Origin of the sequence: Paenibacillus maysiensis (genome assembly GCF_000520815.1) — a bacterium.
Classification (GTDB): domain Bacteria; phylum Bacillota; class Bacilli; order Paenibacillales; family Paenibacillaceae; genus Paenibacillus; species Paenibacillus maysiensis.
This window is the reverse complement of the sequence record NZ_ASRY01000315.1, coordinates 51,254-66,807: the sequence shown is the minus strand read 5'-3', so window position 1 is coordinate 66,807 and position 15,554 is coordinate 51,254. Positions and strand designations below refer to the sequence as shown.

Genomic DNA, 15,554 nt, shown 5'->3' with positions numbered 1-15,554 from the left:
TTCTTTAACCATACTTTACACTCTGTCGTAAAGTAAATTTCTCTCTGCTTTGAACCTATGCCATTCACAACTGCAGAGCAGTTTTCTCAGTTGAGATCCTCAATGTTGAGTTTCTCCACCTCCCCAACACGGCAGCCGGTACAGTAGAGAAATTCAAGCAGCACTCTTTCCCAAGTCTCTTCATAAGCGTAGCGAAAAAGAACAAAACGAATTCGATGTCCTAGGCTGCTTGGCTTCAACTGATCTGCATGTTTTGCCAAGTACTCCTTCAGAATTGTTAACGTTATCTCTGTTATATCGAGATCGCCAAGCTCCAGCATCAGCATTTTTAGCTGGGGGGCGTAAGCTTTTAATGATTTTGGACTAAATCCTTGAATACGTTTGTCAGCCTCATACTACCTCCACAACTCCTTAAGTTCATAATAAAATCTCCCTTTAGAAGCTATTAAATCTAGTTTGCTTCTAAGGAGAGATTTTAATCTTCTGTCGTTTTTAACTATCGTTACCCGTTAGTTGAGCCATAAATCATAGATTATTTTCACTTTGGGAAACTAGATATCCTCTGACGGATTTATAATCGCCAGAACCTGATGATCCTCCCACTCTCCGTTGATCTTTACGTTGCTTCGAGAGATGCCTTCTTTGTGAAAGCCAGCCTTCTCAAGCACACGGATTGATCCTGGATTCCGAGGAGAGGCTTCCCCGACGATCCGGTGAAACTTTAGCTCATCGAAAGCATAACGCACCACCTGCTTTACCGCCTCCGTCATATAGCCCTTGCCGTTATAAGCTTGGTCTAGGTCGAATCCGATCATACAGCTCTGAAGCGGTCCCCTCACCACAAAAGATAGCCCTATGCTGCCTATAATCCGGTCGTCCTCCTTGTGGCATACCACGAAGGAATATCTCCGATCCTCCATCATGTCGGCCTTGCTCGTAATAATCTTCTGGGACTGATGCTCCTCCGTATAGTACTCCTCTATCTTACTGTGGCTAAGGCTAAATTAGGCTTGAAGACACGCACTAACCCCCGCCATTAGCCTCCAAATAAGCATGAGTCTGCTGTGACCGATTAGCTCGTAGCAAGATTGACATATGTTCGTGTAAAATCAAGGTTTTGCAAGTCTCTTTTATCTATCAAAAATATACAGCTTTCTCCCTTTCAAACTCTTACATAAGATTACAGAATTACAGGCTGACAAGCTATTTCTCTAGCAAAATATAAGGATGTACATGAAAAAGAGACCCTTTGGGGGAGCATATTAATACTTTCTTAACGTTGTGAATCCGCATTTTCCTGATGGTACCCCAGAAAGACAAATGGATATATTAAATACACTTATTGATACACTAAATAAGGATACCCTTATTTAGTGCCAAAATTAAAATCGAAGACAAAAAGCAATCTATCTCGTAAGAAAAGTAAATGAAATTAAAACTGAAAAAGAAGGATTTGCGTTAAAACAAATAAATTGGATATTGGAAGAGGAACATATTTCAATATTGGCTGCTAGCAAAATGGAAGTACCACTCTTTAATTGGATAGAATAAAAAGGAGGATTACACTATATGACAACGCACGAAGAAAGATTTTAAGAAGTTTTAAGGAAAGATAACACTGAGGAGTTATTCTCTAAGATCAATTATATTTAACCAAATATATAACATCACACTAGCTGAGTCAATCGTGCATATAAATAGTGAAACTTTCCTTTGATTTTGATGTAAGTTTGTCCATTCCCTTTTTATTCTAATTATGAAAGGAAAACATTAGTTGAATGTTTAACTTTCTCGATTTCTTGTTCATTTGCACCATTATTTGTTACTAAAGCAGTTATCTCAGACCAATCACATATTTTATACAAACTACTTCTGTTAAATTTAGTATAATCACCTAATACATATTTTTTTTTAGAATGCCTAATTATTTCTTTATCTACAAAAGCATCTGAAGATGATGGGCTTGAAGGTCCACTTAGATTACTAAATCCATCAGTCCCCAAAAAGCACATGTCTACTTGTATTTGCTTGATAGCTTCAATTGTCCATCCGCCATAAACGGAAGAACTTTTGTCTCTTAATTGACCACCAAATAAAAAAACTTGATTTCTTGATTTTATCAAAACACTAGCTACAGGAAGCGAATCAGTAAAAATCTTATATCCTGATTTTAAAGATAATAGTTTTGCTAATTCAAGTGTTGTACTTCCTGTTCCAATAATTAATGAAGAGTTTTCTTGAATTAAGGATAATGCTTTTTTAGCAATCCTTTTTTTTAATTCTATATTTTCTTCTTGTCGAGTTTGAAAAGAATGCTCGATAGCATTATGTTTCAATGTTGCACCGCCATGGCTTTTTACAAGCAATCCTTTCTTTTCTAAATAAGTTAAATCTTTTCTAATGGTTTCATATGAAACAGAGTGTTTATTTGCAAGCTCGCTGACGTATACAGTTTCATTACTAACTAATTCTTCTAATATTAGATTTCTTCTTTCATCCATCAATAACATTAGCACATTCCTTTCTATCTTTTTAATTCTCTTGTTACTCTAAATCAGCATGATTCTGACTCATATATTGTGATCCTACATTTAATAAATTCATTAATTCTATAACAATTACATCATACATTAGAAGACTTTTTTGTTCAAATAAAGTACCTAAAGGCTGAAATGAAACGCTCTTATCGTCAAGTGATTTATTTGGTGCAGAAATATTAATTGAGTAGTCTGCTAAATTTGCAAGTTTAGAATTTATGTTAGTTGTAAACAAGGCAAGTTTTAAATTATTTCTTTTTGCTGAGTTAGCTATAGAAATCAAGCAACTAGTTTCCCCAGATCCAGAAGCTATAACTAATAAATCACCTGGTGTACTATGAGGTGTTGTAGTATCTCCAACAACATATGCGTTTAATCCTAGTTGCATCAATCTCATAGCAAATGCTCGAATCATTAACTGAGATCTACCTGCACCGCATAAAAAAATTTTTTTTGATTTCAAAAGATCTTCCAATAAAGTATCTAACTTAATTTCATTATTTCGGGAATTATTTTCTTTCAATTCACTCATAATAATATCTAGATTTTCTTTAATTTTATTCATTTTAGCCACTCCATGTTTATATTTTTTTCTTAAAGTAAGAATACAATTGGTTTTAGTTGGTGTCAATAAGCCTTATTTATAAATATTTTATACATAAATAAATATTGACAACCAACCAAAACCAATTATATTATTGGTATGCAAAGTAAAGCGCATACAAAACGAGGGGGTTTTAAAGGTGTCTACTAAAATTGCTATTGCTTGTGATGATATAGGTTTCAACAGAAAGGAGGAAATTAAGGAGTATTTATTGACCGAAAAAAATGCAGAGATTGTCTTTGACCCTGTAAAGACGAAAGAGCAAGGAATGAATACCTTTGCGGAATTAGCTGATGAAATGGCAACACTATTACAAAAAGATCATTTTAGATTGGGAATTTATATTTGTGGTACAGGAATTGGATTCACTTGCCAAGCCAACAAACATTGGGGCATTAGAGCCGTCGCAGTTACAAATCCTTATTCGGCAAAAAGAGCAAGATTGAGTAATAATGCTCAGATTATTGGACTTGGTTGTAACGTCAACAGTTTAGAGTATACTAAGATGATTTTAGATGCTTGGTATGATAACGCTTTCGATTTTTCTACGGCAAAAGAAAATTCAAAAAAAAATCTGCAAGCAGCCGAAATAAATGATAATAAACTTTTGCAAAAACCAAGTTATGTTGCTTGGAATATGGGATTCAGACCAGATAACTAATTATGAGAATAAAAATAAAAGGAGGAAAACTAGATATTTGAATCTAGTAAACCACTACTATGGATATCATCACTCACTTTATAAATGATCTTGGTAACTTTATCTTTATTCCATTCGTATTTTTAATAGTAATGTTATTGTTCGGAAGACCTCTCTCTGAATGCATAGCGTCAGCTATGAAAGTTGGTATTGGATTTATTGGCTTAACAATGACAATCAATTTAATGTTAGACAAAATGCAGCCAGCTATTAAAGGATTAGCTGAAAATACTGGTTCATCATTAAATACGATTGATGTAGGTGGGGCTGCTACTGCAGTTATGGGGTTTGGCTCTGATTTGGGTGCTATAGTAATCCCATTATGTTTCGCGATTAACATAATAATGTTATTCTTACGTTTAATTGATTGTGTGAATGTTGATTTATTTAATTTACATCAGAATGCTTCTATGGGAGCTATTGTTGCTGCATTTTCCGGCAGCCTTTTATATGGCATACTGACTGCAGGTCTATTTCACGTATGGGCACTTATTGCTGCCGACTTAGGAGCAAAAAATAATGAGGAATATTTCAATTTACCAGAAGGCGTTTCCATTTCTCATCCAGTAGCGAATACCTATCTTATTTTTGCTTATCCATTTAATTGGTTGTTTGATCGAATTCCTGGATTTAATAAACTTAATGTTACTTCAGAAACTATTCAGAAGAGATTTGGTATTCTAGGAGATCCAACTATTGTAGGCTTTTTTATCGGTGTTGTACTTGGTCTATTTGGATTTGGGTGGAGCGATCCATACAAAACAATTATTTCAAGCTTACAATTAGGAATGTATATTGCCGCAGTAATGCTTTTACTTCCAAAAATGACATCTATCATGATGGAGGGCTTAGTACCGTTATCAAAAGCAGCCCGTAAAAAGTTAGTCAAAAGATTTCCAGATAGAAAAATTACAGTGGGGATGGATACTGCTTTAATTATTGGGCATCCCTCGGTAATTGCACCAGCATTATTATTAATTCCAACTATGCTTATTTTAGCAGTTATTCTACCTGGTAATACAGTAATGCCACTGGGTGATTTATCACAATTCGTTTTTTTCATAGCATGTATGGTTCCAGTTTTTAAAGGGAATATTATCCGTACATGGCTTGCTGCTACTATTTGTTTTGGTGGAGGACTATATATTTCAACATGGATGGCTAAGCCAACTACAGAAGTATTTCTGAAGTTCGGAGCAGGTGGACATGATGGAGTTATGTACTCATCATTAAATCCTTCTGCTAATCCTTTTACAGGTCTATTCGCCGCAACAACAAATGTAGGTGTAATTGGATTCATCCTAATAGGATTACTTCTTATTTCGATTGGTTACCTATTAAAAAGAAAAAGAAATAAAACTAATGCAGTAAAATCCGTATAATACTATAAGGAAAAGGTGATTTTTATGCGTAAGAAAGTACTAGTAGTATGTGGAAATGGAATTGCATCTTCATCAATTATGGTTTCTATGCTGGAGGACTATTTTAAAGAAGTAAATATTGACGCTGAAATTGAAAAGGCTTCCCTTATTGACCTACGTGGAGACGCTTCAGCTGAGAAGATAAACAGTAAAGATTTAGTTGTATCATCCACAAAAATTGACAATGAAAATATCACTACAAAAGTAATCATTGGTATTGGACTTTTGACAGGAATAGGTGAAGATGAAGTTTTAGAAGCAATAAGAAAAGAGCTATCGTAAGGAAGAGGTGGGTGTAATACATGGAACTGGAATTGGAAATATACTTTACAGAGCAAGACGCTTTTAACGATATTGATGCTATAAAAAAGGCTGGAGAAGTTTTAGTAACGCATAATGCTGTAAAAACAGATTTTATTAAAGCATGTGTAGACAGGGAAAAATTATTTCCAACCGGACTTTCTTTACCTAACGGATCTACTATAGCAATGCCCCATAGTAATTCTGAAAACGTATTATTTAATAGTATTAGTATTGTTCGAACAAAAACCCCAGTATCTTTTGGTAAAATGGAAGATCCTGACGAAAAAATCTCTTGTAATTTAATTTTTAATATGGCTCTTTCTTCAGGAAAAATACATGTGAGAATGTTAAAAAAATTAATCTCATTATTTCAGCAGAAAGAATTCATTGATAATTGTTTAACATTAGATCAAGCATCCGTCCCTCAATATGTACTAAAAAAACTTAACGAATAACTTTGCTTTTGATGAACTTTCTAACTTTAAAAATGTATAAGTAATATTCAAAAGCTTTAAAGGATGTTTTTAATCTTTTGAAGCTTTTTTTATACGGTCTTTAAAAAATCAAATTGAATAAAAATTCTATTACGGAAATTAGAAAAGTAACCTGTATTCCAAAGTAATTCAATTAATAACTCCAAAAAAACAAAGTGGGAAGGAGTCGCAGCTCCTTTCCCACTTTGTCAACAGCCCCTTTGGGGTCCCTTTTTTCGTTTCATATGAAAGAGGATAATGTGTTCATACGCACCACATTCCCTTGGTTCCAGCCATTCTGGGCGGACCTTCAGACGGGACATTCGCTGAATCGGTTATCATCCCCGTCCAAAATGCCGTCCGCAAGCCAGCTTACCTATCTTGGGACGAAGCAGGGGTGCTACCTTTGTCTGCTTTGACCGCTTACCGCGCTCTCTTTACCAGAGGCCAATTACAGCAGGGTGAGCATGTCCTCATTCCCGGTATTGGCGGCGGTGTAGCCACGTATGCCATGCTTATGGCTTTAGCGGCGGGCGCACGGGTCAGCGTCACATCACGTAGCGAAGCGAAAAGACGTATTCCCTTTACAAGACACGGCACAAGCCTTCCACCGTATGCAGCAGGGAGCACAGTTCGGTAATATAGGGATCAGGATGGAGTAAGAGCCTGAACGAAGTACAGAAAGAAAAAAAATCCACTACTATAAAATGCCTTCATTCAGAAGTCAATTTTATGGTAGTGGACCTATTCAGTCGATCAAACGATGCTGGACCCATTTGTTGCCACGGAAGCGCCAAAGGAAAACGATCCCCCGCACACCCCATTCAATATCCATAGCCAGCCAGACACCAACAATTCCCAGGTTGAACACAATGCCCAAAATATACCCAAGCACCACCCTGCACAACCACATGGACAGCATCGAGGTGAGGGACGTAAATTTCGAATCACCTGCTGCCCTAAGCGCAGAGGGTGTAATAAAGGCAATGGACCAGAGCGGAATCTGGGCCAACGTATTAATCAGTATGACAATGAAAATGTCATCTACGATTTCAGCAGGAGGATGAAACAGACCCACCATTGGCTTGAACAAAGGCATCAGGATTAATCCCATTACAATAAAAGAAGAAGACGATAGCCAAATAAATGATTTGGTAAACTTGCGGGCATCCTCGACATTTCGACGACCCATACATTGACCAACTACAGTCACAATCGTAAGAGCCAAGGCATTCGCAGGAATTTGGAACACGTTAGCCAGTGATGAGCAAATGGCATTCGTCGCCAACGCATTTGTTCCCAGGCTCACAATGAAAATTTGGGTTAAAATTTTACCCCCATTGAAAAACATCTGTTCCGCTGCAAAAGGAAGCCCGATGAACAGAATCTTTTTAAGCATGGCTAGATTAAAATAAAGCATATCTCTAAGCTGAACACGCAAGTCGTCATCTACCCTGACCAAATAGATCAACGCGCAGACTGCCCCTGCATATCTGGACACATTTACGGCAATCGTCATGCCCAGCACACCCATGTCCAATACATTAATGAATATTACATTTAAAAGCACGTACGAGAGGTTCATGATGAGAGAAAGAGCCAGCGATGCCCTCGTCTTCCCGATCCCCCTCAGCGCTCCACACACCGCCTCAACGATCGCAATCCCCACGAAAGACATACAGCTTCCCAGCAGATACACCTTACCGTTAGCTAATACATCAGCCGAGGCGGAGCCAAACAGAACACTTAAGATCGGATTGTACAGCAAGATCATAAACAGACTGATAGCCAAGGCCAGCAAGGAAACGGAGGAAATGGTGCCGGATGCGGCTTTAGAGACCATGAGGTCGTTACCGCTCCCCTTATACTGTGCCACGACAACCGTTCCCCCGGTAGACACAGCGACAAATACATTAATCAAGAAAATATTCAGGGAATCAATCATATTCACCGCGCTGACCGCCGCCATACCCGATGAACTGATCATTGCCGTATTCACCAAATTAAGACCCACGATAAAAGCCTGATCGATCAGTAGAGGAATAAATAAAGCAATAATTTGTCGATAATCAATAGACTCTCCCGAAAAATGCCTATTTAGAAAGCCGTGTGTTCTCATCCTTACACTCAGTTGACTCATATCATCACATTCTTTTTATCAAATTGAAAAAAACCCTTCAACAGAAGAGCTTTCATGGCGAAAAAATTAAAGTTGCAAGGCTAGATGTATCTAGTTCTTGATTCTGTACACTTTTCTCTACATAGAAGTATCCCTCCAAAAGAAAATCCTGTCAATGGTTTTACTCACATTTTAAATCCTGGTGAAAGGATACTTCATTCTTTTCCAATTTTTTATACAAAAACATAGGAATGATGCTGATCAGGAAGATGATAAACGGTAGCCAGATAAAGCTGAACTGAATGCCAGACAACGCAGTAGGGGAGCATGCAAAGCCTGATCCTAAAGCACCAATAATCCAACCGATAATAATGAGGGTTAAGTCCGTACTTCCCATTAAAATCACGACCTGACCCAGTGCAGCCAAAATACATGAATCAAAAAGGTCAGGTCCGCAGGCGCAGAAGAACCATTTTTGCCGTTCTGTTTTTACATGCTCCTGATCTTTTCTGGATTTTTGAAAAGGATTAACCTCCAGTGGATTCACGTAGAAAAACCGTTTCCCGTCTGGATCAAGGACGCAGTCTCCTGCTGCAAACCGACTGGTCCGTCCAACAAATCATAGAAGAAACAGGGTTCTCCCAAGCCAGCTATTTCTCCAAATGCTTTAAAGAAAAATTCGGAATGTCTCCGAAGAATTACAGACAACAATACTGGAAGCCGGCTCATTGAATCGAAAAATGTACAGGCATTACATCTCCTTTACATTTTTAACATACTCCCGTTATATTGCCCCTTTATACTGAGCCAGCTATAGATTTTACATCGTGAAAAGGGGTATACATATGAAGACAACCAAACTAGCCCTGTTGACAGTCTTGGCTGGGGCTTTGATATCACCTGCTGAAATAACCAAGGCGGCAGACGTTCAGTCATCCGGGTATGCACCACTGCGAACACAGGCGGAAAAAATGGGAGCGGTCATTACATGGGACAGTGACGATAAGTCTGCTGCGGTCAAACTGAAAAACGGCATTGTCGGCACCTTTACCGTCGGCGAGAAGACCTATCGTCTGGCAGGCCAAACCGGAGAAGCAGATCGCGAAATCAAAATGGTCGGCGGGAATTTATATCTTCCGGCAAAGCTGCTTGCCACGCTTGAGACAGAAAACAGCAAATATACTGATCCCAAAGACGCAGTTCCTACCTACAAGGTTACCCCTACTGCTGAGACAGAAGCAGTGGAGGATGGAGATGACGCGGCCGACGACCCTGCTATCTGGCTCAATCCGGCGGACCCGGAGAAAAGCAGACTTGTAGCGACCAATAAAGGCGGCGGAATTCTGGTCTATGATCTGCAAGGCAAGCAATTACAGAACTATAAAGTCGGCAAAATGAACAACGTGGATATCCGTTACGGTTTTACACTGGGCGGCAAAAAGATTGATATTGCAGGAGCAACCAATCGCACCAACAACACCGTTGATATCTTTGCCATTGACGGGGTATCAGGAACGTTAACAAACGTGGTTGGCCAGCCTATTAAATCATCTATGAAAGAAGTATATGGGTTCAGCCTGTACCATAGCCTCAAGACAGACAAGTTTTATGCGCTCGTTTTGGGCAAGGAGGGTGAATTTGAACAATATGAGCTGACTGACAACGGAAATGGCAAAATAGCTGGTAAGCTTGTCCGCCAGTTCAAGCTTGCTACGCAATCTGAAGGAATGGTCGCTGATGATGAATATGGCACGGTTTACATTGCCGAAGAGGATCACGCCATTTGGAAATATGATGCCGAGCCAGACGGTTCTTCCGAGCCGCTACGACGTGTGGATGTTGCAGACGGACGCAGACTTCAGGATGATATAGAGGGGCTTACATTGTATTACGGCAAAGACGGCAAGGGGTATCTCATGGCCTCCAGTCAGGGAAATAGCAGTTACGCAATCTATGAACGACAAGGCGACAACGCTTATATTAGCAACTTTACGATCAACGCCAGCCCTACAGTCGACGGTACCTCTGTTACAGATGGTATTGATGTTCTTGGCTATGGTTTAGGCAAGGACTTCCCGCACGGTATCTTCGTTGTGCAAGATGATGAAAATCTTCAAAACGGCAAAAAGTTAAATCAGAACTTTAAAATGGTGCCTTGGGAGCAGATTGCCAAGGGTGCACGCATCCCGCTAACAATAGACGATGGCATCAACCCGCGTGAATTGGTGAACAGAAGCACGAAATAATGCCTGTCGGGGAAATCAACTCAGCATTCTGACTCTATTTATAGAAAAAAGGGGGTGCCCCAAAAGCCATAATTCGGCTGCTTGGGACACCCCTTTTTTGTTTTTAAGCAGGAAAAGGTTCCACTATCATTACCCTAACTAAGCTGTATATACGATGTATCATTAGGACCTCCCCAAGCGTCAAAGCCGCTCTGCCGCTAGCATTGGAGATTGTTGGTGCTACCGCGCCGGAAGCAACCCCGTCATTACCTTGCCCTGAGCTATCCTTGCCGACGTTCCCAGCATCATCAAACTTGTACCACGCAATGATCTGATCATGGAATTTGGTCATCTTCGTTGCTCCTATATCTTGTGCACATTTTTCAATCCTTTAATTTCCGTATCATCACGATACAAACAAATATGTGGCTCTTCTGCTTCCAAATATGACACAGCCCTAAACCCTAAATATCGGCTGTAAAACTCAGATGTCTTCTCAATATCATTCGTTGGGAACATGCTATGGGACTGCAAAAGTCTTTTACCCACAATAAATTCGCACCTTGGACTAATCACTTATTCAGTATTAAACAAATTTATGTTCAGCTCGTAAATAAACCGACCTCATGGGTTACGCGTTCAATTTCTGACCACAATTCGGACAGAAGTTAGCTCCTTCGTTTTTCACACCGCAGTTAGGACAGAAATTGGGCTTTTTATGGTCTCCAGTAGGAGAAGGAGTAGCAGATTCAGATTCCGGTTGAGCCTCGGCAGGAGGCTTTTGGTTGGGGTTCAAATTTTTCATCATTTCATTTGCTATATTCATCCCCATCATCATACTCGCCATATCCGAAGCAGCGCCGCCGCCTTTTACGTTGCCAGATGCAATACCGTCCGTCATCGTGATCTGTTGATACTTTTGCAAATTACCGATCATTTCATGAGAAGCCGTCTTCGTAATCATATCCTGAATTTCTTGAGGATAATTGAAGCTCATCACATGAAAGCCTGTAATCGTCATCCCGTTGTCCATCACTTGCATATCCAGATCTTCTTGAATGCCTTTGGAAATATCGGAAGCATTCGCTTGCAGATTAAACATGTCCTTCCCTTCTCTGCTGATCCACTTCATTAACAACTGATCCAGCACAGAAGTAATCCGGATTTTAACATCCTCCACCAGATAGCTGTCTTTCATCCCGGCGATCTTATCTATAAGCGTAACATAATCGTCCACCTTAAAATTAAACGTGCCATTCGCACGAATAGGCATACCGCCTGGAAGCTGGGAAGTCGGGATCAAAACCGGATTTTGCGTCCCCCATTTGACGGTAAACTCCTTCGTATTGACGAATAAAACTTCCACCCTCATACCACTGTTAAAGCCGAATTTAAACCCTTTTAGCGTGGACAGAAACGGGATAATCTCAGAATCTATATTGTAAGATCCTTCATTCTCGAAAATCCCTTCGATCTTGCCGTTATTTACGAAAATCGCATCTTGACCGGAGCGGATCATTAACTTACTTCCTTTTTTAATCTCCCGGTTGCTCCATTTCCAAAAAATCATATCATCTCTAAATTCTTCCCACTCTACCACATTCGCAAATTGGTTTCTGAAGAATCCCATTCTGCATCCATCCCTTCCGTTAAAATGAACCTCTGCTGCCGCTATGCGAATGACCGCCGCTGGTGGTTCCGCCCCCGCTTGAGCCGCTACTGCTGCTGCTCTTTTCAATCTTCCGTTTCGTTGTCGTGGTATGAAGGTACTGGTCCCGATGCTCCAGAATCCCTGAATTGCCCGCATCCTCGTAGGTCTGCCGATTTACCGTAACTCGGCCACCGGAATTGGAAACCATCTTGCCCACGATAATCGCCGCCAATCCCAGTGCAACCGCCAAATGAAGCCAGCCTTTAAAAAATATACTGTCTGGATTCACCCCTGGACGGATTGCCAAATATCTGTGCGCGCTCAGAATATACTTTTGAAATGCCAGCCCATAGTTACCGCTCGTCAGATACGGGCTAATCTCGTTACGTATTTTATCTAGTCTGTCGTCATCCAGATACCGTTCTGCCTTATAAAATCCGGCCAAATAAATCTCTCTATTTCTCATATCCATCGTTAAAATGACCGCGTTCCCATGAGATCTGTCATACCCAGGGCCATGGTCATCATAAAAGTCCTGCGTCATTTTCATAACATCCATATTGTCGGGATTGAGGGTAGTATAAATAATAATGTCCGTTTCTCTTTCCGCTCCATATTGATTAGCCATAGCGTTCAACACATTATACTCTTCTTGATTGAGCAGACCCGCTTCATCATAAATCAAGGGCTTCATTTCTGTCGTTGCTGGTTCGCCCTTCATTTCCATAGGAACCGCCACAAAAACAGCAAAGAACAACAAAACGGCTATAATGGCTCTATATTTTCTCACTAGAATCCCCCTCCCATCATCAACCAAGTGATTAACCTCAATGAAAAGAGAGTAATGCCGAAAATGCCTGCAAACCAAGCCGTCACTTTGAACTTGCTAATCGGAGGCTTACCGACTACCTTGCCCGTCTGTCCGTTCATAGCAAAAGTATGCTCCAATTGATTATAGTCATAATGTATGACCCACACCGGGAGCAGGACATAATCCGCTTGTTTTAATGTAGTATCAATTTGCTTTTCCGTGTAGTTCACAGCCGTATATTCTGACACCGAAGACTGAATGTAAGCATCAATATATTCCTTCACTTTTTCTTTTACTCGCGGGAAGAGTTCCTCGTCGTTATAACTGTATTTCTCCGCAATGTAGCCGGCGAGATACGGGGTTTTAAAGCTTTTTAGCTGTTCGTAAGGAAAAGGCTCCAATTTATCCATCAGCTCGTCATTCATTTTCTCCGCAGCATCAATCGGAACCTTAACATAATTCAAACGGATTTTCCGATATACATCAAAATGCTGTGTTTCCGTATACTCATAGTCGCCGCTCGTATAGGTTCTTACCTTGGTACCCTGACCATGAACTTCAATTTTATTATGTAGATCATATAACCAGAAGGGCACATACATCCCGGTGATTCCCTTGATTCGATCTGCTGTCATGAATCGGTTCGGCGTCAGGCGACCATTCTTGCACCATTTTCGGAATGCTTGTATTGCTTCTTCCTTACTGATCGAAAAAGGAATGACCTGCGCCGGAGCCAACTCCCCGGTCAGTCGTTCGCCGAGCACAACCGCTGATCCGCAAAAGCTGCAAACCGTCGCACTTGTCTCTACTTCGGTCATAATAACTGCTCCGCAACTGGTACAATGGTACTCCTGAGCCTCGTCTTCTAGAAAAACATGATTCGTCAGAGGATCTGGAAAATACTCGATATTGTCCTTTCTTCCGCAACTATGACAGGATAACATTCCTGTTTCACTGTCAAAGACCATGCCACTGCCGCAGTTTGGGCATTTGTATTCAATAACCGGCATCTGCTCACCTCTATCATAAAGAACTGTTATTTCTGATCTTTCAGTTTTTCTTTGATCGCAGCCAATTCATCTTCTGCATTCGTGCTTTTCTCATATTGTACGAATAAATCATCCAGATCGCCCTGCGCCCCTGCTCTAAGCTCGGCTATAGCCATTGCTTCATCATATGCCCTGTTAACCTTCTCTTCCATAGCTTCGAATACGGAATCCTGACCGCCCATGGCGTTCAATGATTGCTGTACTTTGGCAACCGCCATTTTCCCTTTTAGCTTGATGCGCCGTGCTTCCAATTGGTCCATATCGGACACCAGTTTATTTTGCATTTGTTTCATATTTTCGGCGTTTGATGAAGCCAAGTCATAAGCGGTTTCGAATTGTTCCAGTTTCTCCACCTGCATTGCCTTTCTCTCCAGAAACTTTCGAGCGTTCTCGTCATTGCCAGCTTCCACTGCCTTCATAGCATAATTTTGAAGCTTTTTGATCTCGGCTCTGCATTCATCCAAAGCTCTTTTCGCTCTTCGCTCATCCGCCAACACTGAAGCTGTCTCAGCCTTCACCCTGCCCAGGTCGATGTTCAGGTTCCGCATATAATCATCAATCGTCTTCTCCGGATCCTCCACCTTATCCAATAAGGCGTTAACATTCATTTTCATAATATCCCTAAATCTCGATAGAATCCCCATCATGGTCTCCCTTCGAAAAGATTACATTCCACCATATAATACATCAAATCTGGAAAAAAGGGTTCATTTCCCTGACATTTGAGTGTTTGACCTACAATCCATCTACAATCTAACTCATGAAACATAAAAAGCCCGCTCGCTGAGTGGGCTCATCAAATGGAGAGGTCTATCCTTCCGCTTTATAATTCTTCATAGGTTTTGGGGTCCTGCCCCTATATCAGATGCCTTCGGGATTGGAATCGCGCCCAGTTGGATATGCCAACGTAAAATCGTTTGTGTAATGGTTTTGCTATGGGCGGCAGCAATTTTTCCAATCTCTTCATTCTCCAGCATGCTATGACCACGGTCCAGAGGACTCCGCGACTCAGTCCGAGCGAATTCCTTCGAACGCATTCATGACTAATTGTTGCACATAGGAATCGTCTAATGGATAACCGGTTACCAGCAATCGATAAAAAATCGGTCCGTAAATGAGATCTACACTTAATTCAATATCGAGATTTTTCTTCAATTCCCCGCGCTCCATCCCCCGCTCCAAAAGGAGCCTGGCCTCGAGCCGCCGAGGATGAAAATATCGGGTCCGGTATGCCTCCGATAATCCTGAATCAAGCTGCCCTTCACCTATTAACTCCGTAATGATTTTACCTTCTCGACTTATTAAGAACCGTACTAAATTCGTGGCATGAATGAGAATATCATCTAATACACAACCTGTGTCCGGCACAGGCAATCTCGCTATGGTAGCTGACAGAAAGCCGTCCATCACCACGGCAGCCTTGTTAGGCCACCATTTATAAATGGTCGCTTTGCTAACTTTAGCTCGTTCAGCAATTTTTTCTACCGTAACCGCTCCAAAGCCATGCTCCAACAGTAGATCATATGAAGCGTTAAGGATAGACTTTTGCGTCTCGACATTACGCGGACGTCCTCTTTTACTCTGCACTGGAATGCCACCTTCCTGATAGGTATAAATAACTATAAAATAAACTGTACGTTTAGTATATCAAATGGCAAGTA

Annotated in this window: 17 protein-coding genes and 3 pseudogenes; 7 read left to right on the top strand and 13 right to left on the bottom strand. The window is 40.6% G+C overall.

Features of this window, described 5'->3' with window-relative positions; all coding sequences use genetic code 11:
* Positions 1-86 precede the first annotated feature (86 nt).
* The 4 genes from L696_RS32210 to hxlB form a co-directional block, all read right to left on the bottom strand.
* Positions 87-260, bottom strand: coding sequence for a hypothetical protein (locus tag L696_RS32210; RefSeq protein WP_245233438.1), 174 nt, complete (start codon positions 258-260; stop codon positions 87-89).
* Between the two features lie 291 nt (positions 261-551).
* Positions 552-983, bottom strand: coding sequence for a GNAT family N-acetyltransferase (locus tag L696_RS0125180; RefSeq protein ID WP_081750794.1), 432 nt, complete (start codon positions 981-983; stop codon positions 552-554).
* 771 nt (positions 984-1,754) lie between these two features.
* Positions 1,755-2,510, bottom strand: a complete 756-nt coding sequence (locus L696_RS0125175; RefSeq protein WP_025686085.1) for a DeoR/GlpR family DNA-binding transcription regulator — start codon at positions 2,508-2,510, stop codon at positions 1,755-1,757.
* Positions 2,511-2,544: 34 nt separating this feature from the next.
* Complete coding sequence (gene hxlB / locus L696_RS0125170) at positions 2,545-3,102, bottom strand: 6-phospho-3-hexuloisomerase (protein WP_025686084.1); 558 nt, start codon at positions 3,100-3,102, stop codon at positions 2,545-2,547.
* A 178-nt stretch (positions 3,103-3,280) separates the two neighbouring features.
* On the opposite strand from hxlB, the gene L696_RS0125165 reads away from it, so the two are divergent.
* From L696_RS0125165 to L696_RS0125145, 5 genes and pseudogenes are all read left to right on the top strand, one after another.
* Positions 3,281-3,802 (top strand): RpiB/LacA/LacB family sugar-phosphate isomerase, encoded by a 522-nt coding sequence (locus L696_RS0125165; RefSeq protein ID WP_025686083.1) that lies wholly within the window; start codon positions 3,281-3,283, stop codon positions 3,800-3,802.
* A 59-nt stretch (positions 3,803-3,861) separates the two neighbouring features.
* Positions 3,862-5,223, top strand: coding sequence for a PTS galactitol transporter subunit IIC (locus L696_RS0125160; protein ID WP_025686082.1), 1,362 nt, complete (start codon positions 3,862-3,864; stop codon positions 5,221-5,223).
* Positions 5,224-5,247: 24 nt separating this feature from the next.
* Entirely contained in the window at positions 5,248-5,544 is a 297-nt protein-coding gene (locus L696_RS0125155) for a PTS sugar transporter subunit IIB (protein ID WP_025686081.1), read from the top strand.
* A 20-nt stretch (positions 5,545-5,564) separates the two neighbouring features.
* On the top strand, positions 5,565-6,020 hold the full coding sequence (locus L696_RS0125150) for a PTS sugar transporter subunit IIA (protein ID WP_025686080.1): 456 nt from the start codon (positions 5,565-5,567) through the stop codon (positions 6,018-6,020).
* 286 nt (positions 6,021-6,306) lie between these two features.
* A pseudogene (locus L696_RS0125145) lies at positions 6,307-6,615 on the top strand (NAD(P)-dependent alcohol dehydrogenase); the annotation flags it as partial.
* Positions 6,616-6,786: 171 nt separating this feature from the next.
* Here the strand turns inward: L696_RS0125145 and L696_RS0125140 are convergent.
* Together L696_RS0125140 and L696_RS0125135 are read right to left on the bottom strand one after the other, a co-directional pair.
* Entirely contained in the window at positions 6,787-8,178 is a 1,392-nt protein-coding gene (locus L696_RS0125140) for an MATE family efflux transporter (RefSeq protein ID WP_025686078.1), read from the bottom strand.
* A 160-nt stretch (positions 8,179-8,338) separates the two neighbouring features.
* Positions 8,339-8,587 (bottom strand): annotated as a pseudogene (locus tag L696_RS0125135) (MFS transporter); the annotation flags it as partial.
* A 134-nt stretch (positions 8,588-8,721) separates the two neighbouring features.
* On the opposite strand from L696_RS0125135, the pseudogene L696_RS29945 reads away from it, so the two are divergent.
* A pseudogene (locus L696_RS29945) lies at positions 8,722-8,889 on the top strand (helix-turn-helix domain-containing protein); the annotation flags it as partial.
* A gap of 113 nt (positions 8,890-9,002) precedes the next feature.
* The gene (locus L696_RS0125125) at positions 9,003-10,403 is read left to right on the top strand and encodes a phytase (RefSeq protein WP_025686075.1); all 1,401 of its coding nucleotides are present in this window, start codon (positions 9,003-9,005) and stop codon (positions 10,401-10,403) included.
* A gap of 342 nt (positions 10,404-10,745) precedes the next feature.
* Here the strand turns inward: L696_RS0125125 and L696_RS32205 are convergent, their stop codons facing one another.
* The 7 genes from L696_RS32205 to L696_RS0125090 form a co-directional block, all read right to left on the bottom strand.
* Complete coding sequence (locus L696_RS32205) at positions 10,746-10,901, bottom strand: VOC family protein (RefSeq protein ID WP_342447956.1); 156 nt, start codon at positions 10,899-10,901, stop codon at positions 10,746-10,748.
* Between the two features lie 112 nt (positions 10,902-11,013).
* Positions 11,014-12,012 carry an SPFH domain-containing protein gene (locus L696_RS0125115; RefSeq protein ID WP_025686073.1) on the bottom strand — a complete coding sequence of 333 codons (999 nt, stop codon included), beginning with the start codon at positions 12,010-12,012 and terminating at the stop codon, positions 11,014-11,016.
* 19 nt (positions 12,013-12,031) lie between these two features.
* On the bottom strand, positions 12,032-12,823 hold the full coding sequence (locus tag L696_RS0125110) for a TPM domain-containing protein (protein WP_025686072.1): 792 nt from the start codon (positions 12,821-12,823) through the stop codon (positions 12,032-12,034).
* Positions 12,823-13,854, bottom strand: a complete 1,032-nt coding sequence (locus L696_RS0125105) for a TFIIB-type zinc ribbon-containing protein (protein WP_025686071.1) — start codon at positions 13,852-13,854, stop codon at positions 12,823-12,825. Before L696_RS0125105 ends, L696_RS0125110 begins: the two co-directional genes overlap by 1 nt.
* Before the next feature lie 26 nt (positions 13,855-13,880).
* Complete coding sequence (locus L696_RS0125100; protein WP_025686070.1) at positions 13,881-14,537, bottom strand: PspA/IM30 family protein; 657 nt, start codon at positions 14,535-14,537, stop codon at positions 13,881-13,883.
* 189 nt (positions 14,538-14,726) lie between these two features.
* Positions 14,727-14,870 (bottom strand): hypothetical protein, encoded by a 144-nt coding sequence (locus tag L696_RS28990; protein ID WP_162472205.1) that lies wholly within the window; start codon positions 14,868-14,870, stop codon positions 14,727-14,729.
* Between the two features lie 31 nt (positions 14,871-14,901).
* A complete protein-coding gene (locus tag L696_RS0125090; RefSeq protein ID WP_025686069.1) occupies positions 14,902-15,480 on the bottom strand; it encodes a TetR/AcrR family transcriptional regulator in 579 nt (192 codons plus the stop codon).
* Positions 15,481-15,554: the final 74 nt, after the last annotated feature.

Excerpts from the sequence above, each read along its gene's own strand:
- L696_RS0125105 (WP_025686071.1), bottom strand. The coding sequence starts at position 13,854 with ATGCCGGTTATTGAATACAAATGCCCAAACTGCGGCAGTGGCATGGTC.
- L696_RS0125115 (WP_025686073.1), bottom strand. The coding sequence starts at position 12,012 with ATGGGATTCTTCAGAAACCAATTTGCGAATGTGGTAGAGTGGGAAGAA.
- L696_RS28990 (WP_162472205.1), bottom strand. The coding sequence starts at position 14,870 with ATGCTGGAGAATGAAGAGATTGGAAAAATTGCTGCCGCCCATAGCAAA.
- L696_RS32205 (WP_342447956.1), bottom strand. The coding sequence starts at position 10,901 with ATGTTCCCAACGAATGATATTGAGAAGACATCTGAGTTTTACAGCCGA.
- hxlB (WP_025686084.1), bottom strand. The coding sequence starts at position 3,102 with ATGAATAAAATTAAAGAAAATCTAGATATTATTATGAGTGAATTGAAA.
- L696_RS0125175 (WP_025686085.1), bottom strand. The coding sequence starts at position 2,510 with ATGTTATTGATGGATGAAAGAAGAAATCTAATATTAGAAGAATTAGTT.
- L696_RS0125100 (WP_025686070.1), bottom strand. The coding sequence starts at position 14,537 with ATGGGGATTCTATCGAGATTTAGGGATATTATGAAAATGAATGTTAAC.
- L696_RS0125125 (WP_025686075.1), top strand. The coding sequence starts at position 9,003 with ATGAAGACAACCAAACTAGCCCTGTTGACAGTCTTGGCTGGGGCTTTG.
- L696_RS0125160 (WP_025686082.1), top strand. The coding sequence starts at position 3,862 with ATGGATATCATCACTCACTTTATAAATGATCTTGGTAACTTTATCTTT.
- L696_RS0125150 (WP_025686080.1), top strand. The coding sequence starts at position 5,565 with ATGGAACTGGAATTGGAAATATACTTTACAGAGCAAGACGCTTTTAAC.
- L696_RS0125140 (WP_025686078.1), bottom strand. The coding sequence starts at position 8,178 with ATGAGTCAACTGAGTGTAAGGATGAGAACACACGGCTTTCTAAATAGG.
- L696_RS0125155 (WP_025686081.1), top strand. The coding sequence starts at position 5,248 with ATGCGTAAGAAAGTACTAGTAGTATGTGGAAATGGAATTGCATCTTCA.